15 protein-coding genes are annotated in these 15,412 nt (G+C 73.9%); 3 read left to right on the forward strand and 12 right to left on the reverse strand.

Annotated elements, in window-relative coordinates; all coding sequences use genetic code 11:
• The 6 genes from BKD26_RS06920 to BKD26_RS06945 form a co-directional block, all read right to left on the reverse strand.
• Positions 1-1,747 (reverse strand): AAA family ATPase (locus tag BKD26_RS06920; RefSeq protein ID WP_179166443.1); only part of this gene is annotated, 1,747 nt, incomplete at its 3' end.
• A complete protein-coding gene (locus BKD26_RS06925) occupies positions 1,744-2,910 on the reverse strand; it encodes an exonuclease SbcCD subunit D (RefSeq protein ID WP_084896868.1) in 1,167 nt (388 codons plus the stop codon). The genes BKD26_RS06920 and BKD26_RS06925, both read right to left, overlap by 4 nt.
• Before the next feature lie 106 nt (positions 2,911-3,016).
• Entirely contained in the window at positions 3,017-4,138 is a 1,122-nt protein-coding gene (gene grpE, locus BKD26_RS41205; RefSeq protein WP_241518561.1) for a nucleotide exchange factor GrpE, read from the reverse strand.
• Positions 4,135-6,018: a molecular chaperone DnaK gene (gene dnaK / locus BKD26_RS06935; protein WP_084896870.1), complete on the reverse strand. Its 1,884-nt coding sequence runs from the start codon at positions 6,016-6,018 to the stop codon at positions 4,135-4,137. Before dnaK ends, grpE begins: the two co-directional genes overlap by 4 nt.
• A gap of 10 nt (positions 6,019-6,028) precedes the next feature.
• Positions 6,029-6,394 (reverse strand): J domain-containing protein, encoded by a 366-nt coding sequence (locus tag BKD26_RS06940; RefSeq protein WP_241518562.1) that lies wholly within the window; start codon positions 6,392-6,394, stop codon positions 6,029-6,031.
• Between the two features lie 78 nt (positions 6,395-6,472).
• Positions 6,473-7,099, reverse strand: a complete 627-nt coding sequence (locus BKD26_RS06945; protein WP_084896872.1) for a YigZ family protein — start codon at positions 7,097-7,099, stop codon at positions 6,473-6,475.
• Between the two features lie 64 nt (positions 7,100-7,163).
• On the opposite strand from BKD26_RS06945, the gene BKD26_RS06950 reads away from it, so the two are divergent.
• Positions 7,164-7,583 (forward strand): CoA-binding protein, encoded by a 420-nt coding sequence (locus tag BKD26_RS06950; RefSeq protein WP_084896874.1) that lies wholly within the window; start codon positions 7,164-7,166, stop codon positions 7,581-7,583.
• On the opposite strand, the gene BKD26_RS06955 is transcribed toward BKD26_RS06950, so the two are convergent.
• Together BKD26_RS06955 and BKD26_RS06960 are read right to left on the reverse strand one after the other, a co-directional pair.
• Positions 7,570-8,133, reverse strand: coding sequence for a YbaK/EbsC family protein (locus tag BKD26_RS06955; protein WP_084896876.1), 564 nt, complete (start codon positions 8,131-8,133; stop codon positions 7,570-7,572). The genes BKD26_RS06950 and BKD26_RS06955 overlap by 14 nt on opposite strands.
• A gap of 43 nt (positions 8,134-8,176) precedes the next feature.
• Entirely contained in the window at positions 8,177-8,749 is a 573-nt protein-coding gene (locus BKD26_RS06960) for an XRE family transcriptional regulator (RefSeq protein WP_084896878.1), read from the reverse strand.
• A 92-nt stretch (positions 8,750-8,841) separates the two neighbouring features.
• Between BKD26_RS06960 and BKD26_RS06965 the strand changes: the two genes are divergently transcribed.
• Entirely contained in the window at positions 8,842-9,708 is an 867-nt protein-coding gene (locus BKD26_RS06965; RefSeq protein WP_084897007.1) for a DMT family transporter, read from the forward strand.
• Here the strand turns inward: BKD26_RS06965 and BKD26_RS06970 are convergent, their stop codons facing one another.
• Positions 9,709-10,446: an acyltransferase gene (locus tag BKD26_RS06970; protein ID WP_084896880.1), complete on the reverse strand. Its 738-nt coding sequence runs from the start codon at positions 10,444-10,446 to the stop codon at positions 9,709-9,711.
• 131 nt (positions 10,447-10,577) lie between these two features.
• On the opposite strand from BKD26_RS06970, the gene BKD26_RS06975 reads away from it, so the two are divergent.
• Complete coding sequence (locus BKD26_RS06975; RefSeq protein ID WP_084896883.1) at positions 10,578-11,108, forward strand: gamma carbonic anhydrase family protein; 531 nt, start codon at positions 10,578-10,580, stop codon at positions 11,106-11,108.
• 405 nt (positions 11,109-11,513) lie between these two features.
• On the opposite strand, the gene BKD26_RS06980 is transcribed toward BKD26_RS06975, so the two are convergent.
• The 3 genes from BKD26_RS06980 to BKD26_RS06990 all read right to left on the reverse strand — a co-directional run bounded on the left by BKD26_RS06980 (position 11,514) and on the right by BKD26_RS06990 (position 15,328).
• Positions 11,514-12,197, reverse strand: a complete 684-nt coding sequence (locus BKD26_RS06980; protein WP_084896885.1) for a DedA family protein — start codon at positions 12,195-12,197, stop codon at positions 11,514-11,516.
• Between the two features lie 66 nt (positions 12,198-12,263).
• Positions 12,264-14,735, reverse strand: coding sequence for a glycoside hydrolase family 3 N-terminal domain-containing protein (locus BKD26_RS06985; RefSeq protein WP_084896887.1), 2,472 nt, complete (start codon positions 14,733-14,735; stop codon positions 12,264-12,266).
• 140 nt (positions 14,736-14,875) lie between these two features.
• Complete coding sequence (locus BKD26_RS06990; protein ID WP_084896889.1) at positions 14,876-15,328, reverse strand: DUF4442 domain-containing protein; 453 nt, start codon at positions 15,326-15,328, stop codon at positions 14,876-14,878.
• Between the last annotated feature and the right edge of the window lie 84 nt (positions 15,329-15,412).

Consider the following 15,412-nt stretch of genomic DNA (forward strand, 5'->3'; position numbering starts at 1 on the left):
GGGCGCCCAGGTCGGCGACTTCCGCGCGGGCGGCCGTCAAGGCCTCCTCCGTGACCGCGAGTTCGCGTTCGGCGGCCGAGCGGGCTTCGTCGGCGTGGGCGTGGGCCTCGTAGGCCGCGTCCTCCGTCGTGCGGTCGACGTGGTCGGCGTCGGCGCGGGCGGGGGCCGGGTGGTCGGCGGAGCCGCAGACCGCGCACGGCTCACCGTCCGCGAGCCCGGCCGCGAGTTCGGCGGCGATACCGCGCAGGCGGCGTTCCCGCAGGTCCAGCCACGTCTCGTGGGCCGCGTTGGCGTGTTCGCGCGCGGCCGTCAGGCGGGACGCGGCGGCCGCCACGTCCCGTACCAGCGCGTCGCGGCGGCGGGCGGCGGCCAGCCGGCGGCGGGCGGGTTCGAGGCGGCCCGCGAGGTGTTCGGCGCGGGTCGCCGCCTCCTGGGCGGCCTCCACCCGGTCCTGGAGGGCGCGGCGGGTGGTGTCCCAGCCGGCCAGCCACACGGCCGCGTCCTGCAGGGTCTCCTCGTCGGCACGGTCCTGCCGGTCCAGTTCGCCGCGCTCGCGGGCGAGCTCCGCGGCGCGCCGCTCGGCCCGCCGGGCGGTGTCGAGGCCGCCGAGGTCCTCCCGCAGCCGGCCCGCCAGCGCGGCCAGGTGCTCGGCGCCCGCGTCGGCGAGGTCCGGCTGCAGACCGGCCGCCGCCCGCTCGTGGGCCACACGCGCCGCGCGGTGCTCCCGCTCCGCGTCGTCGCGCAGGCTCAGCGGCCCGGCCACCCGCTCCGCCTTGCGGGCCCGCTCCAGCCGGGCCTGCCACCCGTCACGCTCACCCCGCCGGGCGTCCAGCTCGGCGCCGCGCCGCCGCGCGTCCCCGTACCGCTGCTGCCGCGCCGCCAGCTCCCGCTCCTCGTCGAGGGCGCGGCGCGCGGCGGCCTGCCGGCCCTCGGCGGCGACGAGCGCCGAATCGGCGATGTCCAGCGCCTCCCGGGCACCCGACCGCGCCACGGCCGCCCAGGCCAGGACGGCTCCGGCGAGTCCCGGGTCGCCGGGCTTCGCCTCCGGGGCGGGCCAGCCCTCGGCGGCGTCGCCCGCCGCCTGGGCCATCCGGTGGGCGAGGGCGAGGAGCCGTTCGTCGCCGTCCTTCACCTGCTGCTCGGCGGCGCGCCGCAGGTCGGCGAGGCGCTCCTCGACGGCGGCGAAGCGCCGGGTGTCGAAGAGCCGGCCGAGGAGCTTGCCGCGCGCCTCGGCGTCGGCGCGCAGGAACCGCGCGAAGTCGCCCTGCGGCAACAGCACCACCTGGCAGAACTGCTCCCGGCTCATGCCGAGCAGCTGGGTGACCTCCTCGCCGATCTCCTGGTGGGAACGGCTCAGCCCCCGCCACTCGCCGCTCTCCGGGTCGTACTCCCGCAGCCACGACTGGGCCTTCTCGGTGGTGAAACCGCCGCCCCGCTTCTTGGGGCGCGGCTGCGCGGGCCGCCGGGTGATCTCCAGCCTCCGCCCGGCCACGGTCAGGTCGAGCACGACCTCGGTGGACGTGCCCGCCGGGGCGTGGTCGCTGCGCAGCGAGGTCCCGGGGCTCTGGCGGGCGCCGGGCACCGCCCCGTACAGGGCGTAGCAGACGGCGTCGAGGACGGAGGTCTTGCCCGCGCCGGTCGGGCCGTGGAGGAGGAAGAGCCCGGCCTGGGACAGGACGTCGAAGTCGACGGTCCGGGTGGTGCCGAACGGGCCGAAGCCGGTGATGTCGAGCCGGTGGAGTTTCACCCGGCCACCTCGCGCTGTGCCATGTCCACCCGTACGTCGTCGAAGGCGCGCAGGAGCGCCGCGCGCTCCTGGTCGTCGGGGCCCGCCCCGCCGCGTACATGGGCGACGAAGTCCTCGGCGATCTGCTGGTCGTCGCGGTCGCGCAGGCGCTGCGCGTACGAGGCGAGGGGCTCGTCGTCTGGCCGCTCGGGGGCGAAGAGGAGGCTGAGGGTGTGGGGGAAGCGTTCGGTGAGGCGGGCCATGGGCTCGGCGGGGCGCACCGGGTCGGTGAGGGTGGCCTCGACCCACGACTCCTCGTGGCGGTCCAGCGCGGGGTCGGCGAGCAGGTCGTCGAGCCGGCCCCCGATGCGGGCGAGGCGGCGTGGCACCGGGCAGTCGATCCGCTCGGCGCGGACCGTCCCGTCGCCCTTCAGGTCGACGAGCCACATCGTCTTGCGGTGGTCGGCCTCGGAGAAGGAGTACGCGAGGGGCGAGCCCGAGTACCGGACCCGGTCGGTGAGGGCCTGGCTGCCGTGCAGGTGCCCGAGCGCGACGTAGTCCACGCCGTCGAAGACCCCGGCCGGGACGGCGGCCACGCCGCCGACGGTGATGTCGCGCTCGCTGTCGCTCGGCGCGCCGCCCGCGACGAAGGCGTGGGCGAGGACGACGGAACGGGTGCCGGGGGCGCGCCCTGCGAGGTCGGCGCGAACCCGCTCCATGGCGGCCGTCAGCACGGCCTCGTGCCCCGCCTTCTTCGCGCCCAACTGCTCGCGTACGAGAGCGGGTTCCAGGTACGGCAGGCCGTAGAACGCCACGTCGCCGTGTGCGTCGGCGAGCAGCACGGGGGTGCCGACGCCGGCGGGGTCGGTCCGCAGGTGTATCCCGGCCCGCTCGATGAGCCCGGCGCCGACGCCGAGCCGGCGGCCCGAGTCGTGGTTGCCGGAGATCATCACGGTGGGTACGCCGGCCTCGGCGAGCCGGTGCAGCGCGGCGTCGAACAGCTTCACGGCGGGCAGCGGCGGCACCGCGCGGTCGTAGATGTCCCCGGCGACCAGCACCACGTCCACGTCGTGCTCACGGACCGTCGCCACGAGGTGGTCGAGGAACGCGGCCTGGGCCTCGAGCAGGCTCACCCGGTGGAACGACCGCCCCAGGTGCCAGTCCGATGTGTGCAGCATTCTCAAGATGCCGCTCCGACCCGCATGTTCACCGCTCCTCCGCCCCCGGCACCTGATTCCTCACGCGCCACAGTCTGCCATCGGGGACTGACAACGTCCGACGAACCGGTGATCACCCGGCGCTCGGCGGCCCGGTGACAGTCACCTCGGCGGGGCGGAGGAGGTGGTCGCCGACACGGTATCCGGGGCGGACGATCTCGCTGCACACGGCCCGCTCGACGAAGGGGGAGCGGTGGTACGCGACGGCCTGGTGGACGCGCGGGTCGAACGGGTCGCCCACCGCGCCGAAGGCCCCGAGGCCCAGGGCCGCGAGCTCACTGTCCAGGGCCAGGGCGACGCGCTGGAACCCGCCCGTGAGCTCGCCCTGCCTGGCCGCCTCCGCGATGGCGTCCAGCACGGGCAGGAACCGGCGCAGCACGTTCCCCACGGCCACCTCACGCACCGCGAGGCGGTCGCGGTGGACCCGGCTCCGGTAGTTGTCGTACTCCGCCTTCAGCCGTTGCAGGTCGGCGGTCCGCTCCGCCAGCGCCACGGCGAGCGCGGCCGCCCCTGGGGGCGGCGGCGCCGGCCGGAGCGACCGCTCACGCCCGGCGCGCTCGTGGCGCCCGGCGCGCTCGGCGCGGTCGGCGCGACCGGGGGCGCCCCGGTGCTCGCGGATGCCGGGGCTCTCGGCGGGCCCGGCGGGGCCGTCGTGGTCCGCCCCGTCGGCACACTCGGCGCGCGCGGCACCATCCGTGCGCTCAGGGCGCTCGGCACGGTCGGCCCCGCCGGCACGGTCTGCGCGGTCGCGCCGGTCCATGGGCTCGGGGCGCTCGACGCGGTCCGCCCCGCCGACGCCGTCGTGGCGCTCGGCGCGGTCGGAGCGCTCCGCACCCTCGGCCCCATCGAGGTGCCCATGGCGCTCGACGCGATCGCCCCCGTCGGCGCCGTCGCCCCCGTCGGCGCCGTCGCTGCGCCCGGCCCGGTTCACGCGCCCGGCACGGTCAGCCCCATCGACGCGCTCTTGGCGCCCGGCGCGGTCGGCCCCGTCATCGCGCTCGGCCCCGTACGGCCGGCCGGCGCGGTCCTGCCACTCGGCGTGGTCTCCCCGATCGGGGCCGTGCGCCGGGTGCGGCGGAGTGGCCCCAGGGGCGTCCGGGTCCCGGCGCGACGGGGTGGGGGTGGCCGGGGCGATCATCGGGGGCGGGTCGGGGCGGCCGCTCACCGTGGTCAGCCTGCGCCTGCCCTGCCTCATCCTCCGCCTCCCTGCTGCTGCCGGTCGTCGTCGACGATCTCGGCGTCCACGACCTCGTCGTCGGCTGCGGCGCCCTTCGAACCCTCGCCGGGACCGGAACCGGCACCGGCACCGGCGGTTCCGCCCGCGGCCCGGGCGTCCGCGTACATGGCCTGGCCGAGCTTCTGGGAGACGGCCGCGACCTTCTCCGTGGCGGTGCGGATCTGTGCGGTGTCCTCGGCCTTCAGCTTCTCCTTCAGCTCGGCGAGGGCGCCCTCCACCTCGCCCCTGACCTCGCCCGGGACCTTCTCCTCGTTGTCCTTGAGGAACTTCTCCGTCTGGTAGACGAGCTGCTCGCCCTGGTTGCGGGTCTCGGCGGCCTCGCGCCGGCGCCGGTCCTCCTCGGCGTGGCGTTCCGCGTCCCGGACCATCTGGTCGATGTCGTCCTTCGGCAGGGCGGAGCCGCCGGTGACGGTCATCTTCTGCTCGCGGCCCGTGCCGAGGTCCTTCGCCGTGACGTGCATGATGCCGTTGGCGTCGATGTCGAAGGCGACCTCGATCTGCGGGACGCCGCGCGGGGCCGGCGGCAGGCCCGTCAGCTCGAACATGCCGAGCTTCTTGTTGTACGCCGCGATCTCGCGCTCGCCCTGGTAGACCTGGATCTGGACCGACGGCTGGTTGTCCTCCGCCGTCGTGAAGATCTCCGAGCGCTTCGTCGGGATCGTCGTGTTCCGCTCGATCAGCTTGGTCATGATGCCGCCCTTGGTCTCGATACCGAGGGACAGCGGAGTGACGTCCAGCAGCAGGACGTCCTTGACCTCACCCTTGAGGACACCGGCCTGGAGCGAGGCGCCGATCGCGACGACCTCGTCCGGGTTCACACCCTTGTGCGGGTCCTTCCCGGTCAGCTCCCTCACCAGCTCGGTCACCGCCGGCATGCGGGTCGAGCCGCCGACCAGGATGACGTGGTTGATGTCGGACACCTTGATGCCGGCGTCCTCGACCGCGTTGTGGAACGGGGTCTTGCACCGCTCCAGCAGGTCGGCCGTCATCTGCTGGAACTGGGCGCGGGTCAGCTTCTCGTCCAGGTGCAGCGGGCCCTCGGCCGACGCGCTCAGGTACGGCAGGCCGATCGTGGTCTCCGTCGTCGCCGACAGCTCGATCTTGGCCTTCTCGGCGGCCTCCCGGAGGCGCTGCGTGGCCATCTTGTCCTTGGTCAGGTCGATGCCGTACGCGCTCTTGAACCGCTGCGTCAGGTGGTCGACGATCCGCTGGTCCCAGTCGTCGCCGCCCAGGTGCGTGTCGCCGTTGGTCGCCTTCACCTCGACGACGCCGTCGCCGATCTCCAGCAGCGAGACGTCGAAGGTGCCACCACCGAGGTCGAAGACGAGGATGGTCTGGTCGCTCTCCTTGTCAAGGCCGTACGCGAGCGCGGCGGCCGTCGGCTCGTTGATGATCCGCAGGACGTTGAGGCCCGCGATCTCACCGGCCTCCTTGGTGGCCGTGCGCTGGGAGTCGTTGAAGTACGCCGGCACCGTGATGACGGCGTCCTTCACGTCCTCACCGAGGTAGCCCTCCGCGTCCCGCTTGAGTTTCTGCAGCACCCGTGCGGAGATCTCCTGGGCCGTGTACCGCTTGCCGTCGATGTCGCCCTGATCGGGGAAGCGCCAGTCCGCCTCGCCCATGTGCCGCTTCACGGACCGCACCGTGCGGTCGACGTTGGTCACGGCCTGCCGCTTGGCGACCTCGCCGACCAGGACGTCCCCGTTCTTCGCGAAGCCGACCACGGAAGGCGTGGTGCGCGCACCCTCCGTGTTGGTGATCACCGTGGGCTCGCCGCCCTCCAGAACGCTGACCACCGAGTTCGTCGTACCGAGGTCGATACCCACTGCGCGTGCCATCGCCGTCTCCTCAGCTCACCGTCCACTCCCACAGAAGGTCCAGGACCGTGCGGTGGCTCCGCGCCCATGGCTCCGCCGGTTCCACGCGGGTCGGCCCGGCCCGCAGCAGGTCCTCGGCCGCGACTCGCCGCGTGGGACCTCGACGCGCCCGCCGGGCTTCGTCGTACGCGGCGCGCCGGTCCGGATCGCGCAGCGTCCCGTAGGCCGCCACGACGTCGTCCAGTCGCTCGCGCGCTGCCGACCGCTCCGCGTCGCACCGGTCGGGGTGGGCGTCGGGGTGCAGGGCGCGGACCTGCCTCCGGTAGGCGGAGGCGATCTGTTCGGCCGAAGCCATCGGCTCCACCCCGAGTGCGGCGTAGTGGTCCGGGCGCGCCACGGTTCTCACCTCACTGACGTCCTCAAAATGTGCATAGAACGTCACCAGGCGCGTGTCAAGGTGCCCTGGTTTACCGCGTTATGCGTCCCCGTACGCCTCTCCGCCGAGTTCCACCGCCGCGGTCCCGGCCGTCGCGTCGGCGAGCCAGGCGCGGAAGGCGTCGACGTCGGCGTCCGGCAGGCCGACCTCGATGGTGACGGCCTCGGCGTACCGCACGTCGCGCACCGCTCGCCCGGTCGCCCGCAGGTCGTTCTCCAGCTTGCCCGCCCGCTGGTGGTCGACGGTGACGGTGGCGAGCCGGAACCGCCGCCGGGTGAGGGTGCCGAGCGCGTCCAGCGCCTCGCCGACCGCACCTCCGTACGCGCGGATGAGCCCGCCCGCGCCGAGTTTCACGCCTCCGTAGTAGCGGGTGACGACGGCGGCCACGTACCGGACGTCGCGCCGCATCAGCATCTGGAGCATGGGGACGCCGGCCGTGCCGCCCGGTTCGCCGTCGTCGCTCGCCTTCTGTACGGCGGCGTCGGCGCCGATGACGTACGCGAAGCAGTTGTGGGTGGCGGTCGGGTGCTCCTTGCGGACGCGTGCGACGAAGTCCTGCGCCTCCTGTTCGGTCGCGGCGGGCGCGAGGGCGCAGATGAAGCGCGATCGGTTGATCTCGGTCTCGTGCACGCCCGCGCGGGCGACCGTCCGGTACTGCTCCTGCATCCCGCCACCCTATGCGTACCGTGGCGGGGGACGAGACGACGACCTCACGCGCAGGAGGCAGACGGTGCCGAGCGAGACGGAATGGGACACCATCCGCAAGATCCTCACCGAGTCGGGGGACACCTGGGCGGTGGTGGGGCTGTCCACCAACCGGTCCCGGGCGGCGTACGGCGTGGCCGCCGTCCTCCAGCGCTTCGGCAAGCGCGTCGTGCCGGTGCATCCCAAGGCGGAGACGGTCCACGAGGAGCAGGGGCACGCCTCGCTCGCGGACATCCCCTTCCCCGTGGACGTCGTGGACGTGTTCGTCAACAGCCACCTGGCGGGGGCCATCGCCGACGAGGCGGTGGCGAAGGGCGCCAAGGCGGTGTGGTTCCAGCTCGGGGTGATCGACGAGGCGGCGTACGGGAGGACCCGGGCGGCCGGGCTCGACATGGTCATGGACCGCTGCCCCGCCATCGAGATCCCGCGGCTCAGCCGGGGGTGACCCCGAGCCCTTCGAGGACGACCGCGCCCGGCAGTTCCGCGAAGGTCTTGCCGGGCACGATGAGCTTGCCCCGGCGCCGGCCGCTGCCGATCAGGACCCACTCGGTGTCGACCACCGCGGCGTCGACGAGCAGCGGCCAGCCGGCGGGCAGCCCGATCGGGGTGATGCCCCCGTACTCCATGCCGGTCTCGCCGGTCGCCGTGTCCATGGGCGCGAAGGATGCCTTGCGGGCGCCGAGTTGCCTGCGTACGGCGCCGTTGACGTCGACGCGGGTGCTGGAGAGGACCACGCACGCCGCGAGGGACGTCTCGCCGCCGCGCTTTCCCGCGACGACGACGCAGTTGGCGGAGGCGTCCAGCAGGTCACGCCCGTGGTGCTCGACGAAGACGGCGGTGTCGGCGATGGCCGGGTCGGTGTCGACGTACAGCATCTGATCGGCGGACACGGTCCCCCGCCAGGCCCGCACGGCCTCGGCGACGGGGGCGGTGAGCTGGTCGAGGCAGTCGGGGACGGGGCGGGCGTTGGCGAAGTCTCCGATGGGTGCGCGCATGCGGGCACGCTAACAGCGGCCGGGAGAAGGGCGGTTGGGTGTCTCAGCGTACGGGCGGGATGGAGACCGCCATGGTCATCCCGACCGGTTCCTCGCCGTCGTTGCGGTAGGCGTGCGGGACATTCGACTCGAAGACGGCGGAGGTGCCGGCCGGTACCTGGTGGTTCACGCCGTCGACGACCAGGGTGAGTTCTCCCGCCGTGACGTGGAGCAGCTCGGTGGTGCCGTCCGGGTGCGGGTCGGAGGCGCTGACGTCGCCGGGCATCAGTGTCCAGGACCACAGCTCCAGCGGGCCGCGCGCCTCGGTGCCGACCAGCAGGGTGGTGTGGCTGCCCTTGTCCGTCGACCACATCCGTACCGCCTGCTCCTGCGGTACGAGCCGCACGTGCGAGCCCTGCTCGTAGTCGAGGAGCGTGGTGATGGAGACGCCCAGCGCGTCGGCGAGCTTCACGGTGGTGCCGACGCTGGGGTTCGTACGGGCCTGCTCGATCTGGATGATCATGCCGCGGCTGACGCCCGCGCGGGCGGCGAGCGCGTCGAGTGTGAAGCCGCGTTCGCCGCGCCAGCGCTTGAGGTTGCGGGCGAGCGACTGCGTGAGCTGGTCGAGGTCCGACACATTCCGTCCAATATTTTGAATGACAGAGTTCAGTGGACTGCACTACGGTCTGATGCACCGCAATGTTCACCGCACTGTACTGCGAGGATGTCATGACCGCACTGTTCGCCCTGGCCACCAGCCTCCTGTGGGGGCTGGCCGACTTCGGCGGCGGGCTGCTCACGCGCCGTATGCCCGCGCTCACCGTGGTCGTCACCTCCCAGACCGTCGCCGTGGTGGTGCTCGGGGCGATCGTCGTCGCGACCGGCGGCTGGAGCGAGGCCGGACCGCGGCTCTGGTACGCGGTGGCGGCCGGGACCGTCGGACCGGCGGCCATGCTCGCCTTCTACAAGGCCCTCGCCCTCGGCCCGATGGGCGTGGTCTCGCCGCTCGGCTCACTCGGCGTCGTCGTGCCCGTGTCGGTGGGCCTGCTGGTCGGCGACCGGCCGGGGCTGCTCCAGTTCGCGGGGATCGGCGTGGCCGTCGCGGGTGTGGTCCTGGCGGGCGGACCGGAGCTGCGCGGGGCGCCCGTACAGCGGCAGGCCGTGCTGCTGACGCTGGTCGCGGCGTTCGGCTTCGGCTCGGTGATGGCCCTGATCTCGGAGGCGTCCACCACCCTCACCGGGCTGTTCCTCGCACTGTTCGTGCAGCGCGTCACCAACGTCGCGGTGGGCGGTGCGGCGCTGTGGGCCTCGGTGAAGCGGGGCGCGCGGGCGCTGCCGGAGGACGGCGGGATGCGCGTCGTGTGGGGGGCGCTGCCCGCGCTGGCCTTCGTCGGTCTCGCGGACGTCGCGGCCAACGGCACGTACTCGATCGCCGCGCAGAACGGTCCGGTCACCGTGGCCGCCGTGCTCGCCAGCCTCTACCCGGTGGTGACGGCGCTCGCCGCGCGGGGCGTGCTCAAGGAGCGGCTGCGGGCGGTGCAGGCGGTGGGGGCGGGGCTCGCGCTGGTCGGCACGGTGCTCCTGGCGGCCGGTTGATCAGGCGTCGTCCAGCTGGGCCAGGGCGAGGAGCTGCTGGGGCGTGATCCCTTCGGGGAGGGGTACGGGGGCGGGCGTACGCAGCGGGGGCTGCCAGCCGTTCTCGGCGTCCCAGCTCCGTACGACGCGGGCCGGCGCCCCGGCCACCACCGCGTGGTCGGGCACCTCGCCCCGTACGACGGCACCCGCGGCCACCACGACGTTGCGGCCGAGGCGGGCGCCGGGGAGGATCACCGCGCCGGTGCCGAGCCAGCAGCCCGGGCCTATCTCGACCGGTTCGGAGCGCGGCCACTGCCGGCCGACGGGCTCGTGGGGGTCGTCGTAGCTGTGGTTGGTCGAGGTGATGTAGACGTACGGGCCGCAGAACGTGTCCGAGCCGATGGTCACCGCCGCGTCGGCGATGACATGGCTGCCGCGACCGAGGACCACCCCGTTGCCGAGCGTCAGGATCGGGTCGGGCCCGAGGTCGAGCCCGGGCATCATCCCGGCGGTCAACGTCACCTGCTCGGCGATGATGCAGTGGTCGCCCAGCTCGATCCACTCCTCGCCGAAGACGGTGCCCTGCGGGAACGCCAGCCGCGTGCCGGGACCGAGCCGGCGGAAGCGCAGCCGCCCGGGGTGCTCGGCGGTGACGGCGCCCGCCTCCTGCACCCAACGCCAGCCGCCGTGCACGGCCCGGCTGAGGACCCGGCGCCGCCAGGCGGCCAGGGATGAGAACGTGTTTCTGTTCTTCGGCACCCGGACACGGTAGTCGCCCGGATCTCGCCCGACCGGCGCCGCGCGCTGTGATGTTCGCCCCACCGTCGCCGCCCGGGAAGCCGTCGCTTAACGTTCCCCGTGGCGCGACGTGCGGAACCGAGGAGCAGACGATGACAGAGCGGCCGTTGATCACCGGAGTGGGCGGCAAGGAGCCCGACATGCATCCGGACGCCTTCGCCGCGCCCACCTCCGTGGTCGTCGGCGAGGTGACGATGGCGGCCGGGTCGAGCGTCTGGTACCACGCCGTCCTGCGCGCCGACTGCGGCCCGATCGTCCTGGGCGCCGGCTCCAATGTGCAGGACAACTGCACCGTGCACGTCGACCCGGGCTTCCCCGTCACGGTCGGCGAGCGCGTCTCGGTCGGCCACAACGCGGTCCTGCACGGCTGCACGGTCGAGGACGACGTCCTGATCGGCATGGGCGCCACGGTCCTCAACGGCGCCCACATCGGCGCCGGCTCGCTGATCGCCGCGCAGGCGCTCGTGCCGCAGGGCATGCGCGTCCCGCCGGGGTCCCTGGTCGCGGGCGTGCCGGCCAAGGTGAAGCGGGAGCTGACGGACGAGGAGCGGGAGGGCATCAAGCTCAACGCCGCGATGTACCTGGAGCTCGCCCGTGCCCACGGCGAGGCCCACAAGGCCTGACGGCCGGCCCGACCGGCGGGTCCACCGCCGGTCCGGTCCGTCCGCGAAGGCGGGAGCGCCGGCGAAGGCCGGGTGCGGCCCCGAAGGCCGGGTGCGGCCCGGAAGGTCGGGTACGGCCCGGAAGGTCGGGTACGTCCGCGAGGGCCGGACGCCTGCGAAAGCGCTGCCTCGCCGGGCCGCCCGGGGGCGGCGGTGGTACCTGCCAGTGGGCGGGGTCGGGGCCCCTCCGGGCTCACCTCCTCGCGGTCGGCGGCCCTGGGAGCGTGCATGGGAGCCGTTTCCGCGCCGCCGATCCGCTGCGGGGGCGACCCTGCACGGCCCCTCCGCGCCGTTGCTGCGGTGCACCGGTGCCGCCACGGTGGGCAGCCCTGGTGACGGGTCCCGGCCTGGAAGGCGGGGGCGCCGTCAGTCGGCGGCGGCGCCGACCGGTTCCCGTGCCGCGCCGGGGGTGGCCACTTCGGCGGCCGACCGGGTCTCCGCCTGCGCCGCTGCCTTCTTGGCGCGGCTCTTCAGGACCAGCATGGACGTCAGGCCCACCAGGACGGCGAGGACGAGCCCCAGCCAGGAGAAGCGCTTCAGCCACGCCTCCGCCACCACACCGACCGAGTAGATGACGGCCGTGGTGCCGCCCGCCCAGAGGATGCCGCCGAAGACATTGGCGACGGCGAACTTCCAGTACGGCATGCGCAGTACGCCCGCGAGCGGCCCGGCGAAGATCCGCAGCAGCGCCACGAAACGGCCGAAGAAGACGGCCCACATGCCCCACTTCTCGAACGACCGCTCGGCCATCGCGATGTTGGCCTCGCTGAAGTGCTTGGGGAACTTCTTCCCCAGCCGGGCCAGCAGCGGGCGGCCGCCCTTGCGGCCGATGGCGTAGCCGATCGAGTCGCCGATGATCGCGCCGGCCGTGGCGCAGGCGCCCAGGACGTACGGGTTGATGTCGCCGTGCTGGGAGGCGAGCAGCGCCGAGCTGACGAGGACGATCTCGCCCGGCAGCGGGATGCCGAGGCTTTCGAGCCCGATCACCACCCCCACCAGGATGTAGATGCTGACCGCGGGAACGGTCTCGAGCCACTCCTGGACGTGCAAAGCCGGTTCCTCCGTCGTTGTTCCGCGCCGCCGTGCTGCCCGGCGCACGCCGGGCAGCCTACCTCGTCACAGGGGCAGGACCTCCGCCCGAGCGGTGAGCCTCAGGTCGCGCGAGGAGGTGCCGAGGCGGATGGTGCGGGTGCCCGTTCCGAGGGCCCAGGCGTGCCGTTCCGGGTCCCAGGAGGACAGGGTCCGGGCGGGGATGGGCACGGTGACGTGGCGGACCTGGCCGGGCCGCAGCTCGATGCGCCGGTAGCCGGCGAGCGCACGGGCGGGCTGGTCCAGCGTCAGGTCCGGCGAGGGACCGACGTACAGCTGGGCGACGGTGACGCCGGTGCGCCGCCCGGTGTTGCGGACGGTGAAGCGGGCGGTGAGGCCGCCGCCGGGCGCGGGGGTCACGGCGAGGCCGGCGTACGCGAAGGTGGTGTACGACAGGCCGTGCCCGAAGGGGAACAGCGGCTCGACGCCCTCGGCGTCGTACCAGCGGTAGCCGGTGCGGATGCCTTCGGAGTACTCCTGGATCCCGCCGGTGCCGGGATAGCGGCGCGGGTTGCCGGCCATGGGGTGGCGGGTGTCGGAGACCGGGAAGGTCTGGGTGAGCCGGCCGCCGGGGTCGGTGTCCCCGAAGAGGACGGCGGCGGTGGCGCGGGCGCCTTCCTGGCCCGGGTAGTACATCTGGAGCACGGCGCCGGTGCGGTCGAGCCACGGCATGGTGACGGCGGACGACGTGTTGAGGACGACGGTCGTACGGGGGTTGGCGGCGGTCACGGCGTCGATGAGCGCCTCCTGGTGGCCCGGCAGCGCGAGCGTGGTGCGGTCGCGGCCCTCGGCGGCGTCCTCGTACGCGAAGAGCGCCACGCTGTGGGCGGCGCGGGCGACGCGTACGGCTTCGGCGACGTCCGCCGCGCGGGTGGCGGTGGTGATGCGGCGGAGCCGGAACAGCTGCCCGTGGGCGCCGCCGGTGGCGGTGACGCGCAGGGTGTGGCGTCCGGCGGTGAGGCGGAGGGTGCGGCGGCGGACCTTCAGGCCGTCGGGGGCGGTGGAGACGAGGCCGAAGCCGGCGAAGAGCTCGGCCTCGCGGTCCTGGAGGGTGAAGAGCTCGGTGCCGTCCAGGTGGACCTTGGGGCGTTCGCCGCTGTAGTGGACGAGGAAGGTCCACTCGTCGGGGTCGTCGAGGGTGAGTGTCCCTTCGTAGGTGTAGGTCTTCCCGGCTCGGACGCGCTGACCTTCGAAGGCCGCCCCGCGTACCGGGAGGGGCTTGCCGTACAGGTCCTCGCCCAGGGCGTACGTGACGTGGGCGCCGTCGCCCGCGCGGGCGGTGATGGCGTCGAGCGGGCTGTCGGCGCGGTCGGGGACGACGTGGGCACTGCCGCCGCCGGAGGCGAAGGGCACCGTGCCGGTGGGGCCGATGACGGCGACGGACCGGGCGGCGGGCCCGGTGAGCGGCAGCGTGGCGTGCTCGTTGCGCAGCAGGGTGGCGCCCGCGACGGCGACCCGGTACGCGAGCTGCGCCCCGGCCTCCCGGTCGCGGGCGGCGGGGCGGGCGGGCGCGGTGCCGTCGAGGAGGCCGAAGCGGCCCATGACGGTGAGGATGCGGCGTACGGAGCGGTCGACGGCGTCCTCGGGGACGGTGCCGTCGCGGACGGCGCGCTGGAGGGCGTCGCCGAACCAGCGGCCGGCGGGCATCTCCATGTCGAGGCCCGCGGTGAGGGACGGGACGGTGCTGTGGGTGGCGTCCCAGTCGCTCATGACCCAGCCGTCGAAGCCCCACATCTCGCGCAGGACGCCGGTGAGCAGGGCCCGGTTCTCGCAGGCGTGGACACCGTCGACCTTGTTGTACGCGCCCATCACCGCTCCGGTGCCGGCGGCGACGGCGGCCTCGAAGCCGCGCAGTTCGGTCTCGTGCAGAGCCTGTTCGCCGATCCGTACGTCGACGGTGGTGCGGTCCTTCTCCTGGTTGTTGAGGGCGAAGTGCTTGACGGTGGCGATGAGGCCCTCGTCCTGGATGCCGCGGATCTCCTGGGCGACGAGGTCGGCGGCGAGGAGGGGGTCCTCGCCGAACGTCTCGAAGTTCCGTCCGGCGTAGGGGGTGCGGATCAGGTTGACCATGGGCGACAGCAGGACGTCCTGCCCGAGCGCCCGGCCCTCGTGGCCGATGACGCGGCCGTACTCGTGGGCGAGGGCGGGGTCGAAGGCGCTCGCCAGCATCACCGGGGCGGGCAGGGCGGTGGCGTGTGCCCGGACGCGTACGCCGGCGGGGCCGTCGGCGAGCCGGAGCGGCGGGATGCCGAGCCTCGGTACGCCGGGGATCCAGCCGGCCTGGCCGAGGCTGCGGGGGTCCTTGGCGCCGTGCAGGAAGGTGAGCTTCTCGTCGAGGGTGAGCCGGGCGAGCAGGTCGTCCACGCGGTCGCCGGTGGTGGGAGGCGCGGTGGCGTGGGCGGGGGACGGGCCGGTGGCGGCCGCCGCGGCCGCGGCTGCTCCGGTGAGCAGGCGGAGCGTGGTCCTGCGGGTGACGTTTTCTGAGACGTTTTCTGGCATAAGCGCACTATGCGCATGGTGCCGGGGCGTTCCGTGTGACATGCCGTCGGACACGGCCGCCCCCGTACCCGAAGAGGGGTGCGGGGGCGGCCCTCACGCGCGCGTCCGACCACGCGCGCGTGCGACAGGGGCGGCGCGGCTCAGGAGTTGGGGCGGAGGGTCCAGATGATGGTCATCTCGCCCGTCACCGCGCCGTCCTCGCGCGTGATCTCGATGTTCACCGGGAACTCGGGGCGCTGTCCGGCGTCCAGATCGGCGACGACCTCCGCCTTGGTGCGGCCGAGCGTCGCGGTGGCGGTGACGGGGCCCATGGCGAGCTTCTTGTAGCCGATCTCGGCCTTGACTGCGAGGGGCACGGCCCGGTTCATCTGGTCGCCGAACGCGCCGATGACGATGGCGCCGCTGGCGGACTCGCCCAGGGTGAACATCGCGCCCGCGTGCGGGCCGCCCACGTGGTTGTGGAAGGCGGCCTGGTCGGGGAGGCGGAGCACGGCGCGGTCGGCGGTCGCCTCGACGACCTCCAGGTTCAGGGTCTTGGCCATGGGGACGGTGGCCAGCAGCATCTCGCCGATGTTCGGCAGGGTCTCGGACATGCCCCGAAGTTACCAGGCAGTAGTAAGTGCGGGAAGGCTTGGTCATGGGGGCGGGCGTGGCACCCGTCACCCCACCCCTCTATG

The sequence above is a fragment of the Streptomyces sp. CB03238 genome, from assembly GCF_002099185.1.
In the GTDB taxonomy this organism is placed as follows: Bacteria; Actinomycetota; Actinomycetes; order Streptomycetales; family Streptomycetaceae; genus Streptomyces.

What these genes read in the sequence shown, in the direction of transcription:
- grpE (WP_241518561.1), bottom strand. Translation starts at nt 4,138, where the DNA reads ATGAGGCAGGGCAGGCGCAGGCTGACCACGGTGAGCGGCCGCCCCGAC.
- dnaK (WP_084896870.1), bottom strand. Translation starts at nt 6,018, where the DNA reads ATGGCACGCGCAGTGGGTATCGACCTCGGTACGACGAACTCGGTGGTC.
- BKD26_RS06945 (WP_084896872.1), bottom strand. Translation starts at nt 7,099, where the DNA reads ATGCAGGAGCAGTACCGGACGGTCGCCCGCGCGGGCGTGCACGAGACC.
- BKD26_RS06955 (WP_084896876.1), bottom strand. Translation starts at nt 8,133, where the DNA reads ATGCGCGCACCCATCGGAGACTTCGCCAACGCCCGCCCCGTCCCCGAC.
- BKD26_RS06965 (WP_084897007.1), top strand. Translation starts at nt 8,842, where the DNA reads ATGACCGCACTGTTCGCCCTGGCCACCAGCCTCCTGTGGGGGCTGGCC.
- BKD26_RS06975 (WP_084896883.1), top strand. Translation starts at nt 10,578, where the DNA reads ATGACAGAGCGGCCGTTGATCACCGGAGTGGGCGGCAAGGAGCCCGAC.
- BKD26_RS06985 (WP_084896887.1), bottom strand. Translation starts at nt 14,735, where the DNA reads ATGCCAGAAAACGTCTCAGAAAACGTCACCCGCAGGACCACGCTCCGC.
- BKD26_RS06990 (WP_084896889.1), bottom strand. Translation starts at nt 15,328, where the DNA reads ATGTCCGAGACCCTGCCGAACATCGGCGAGATGCTGCTGGCCACCGTC.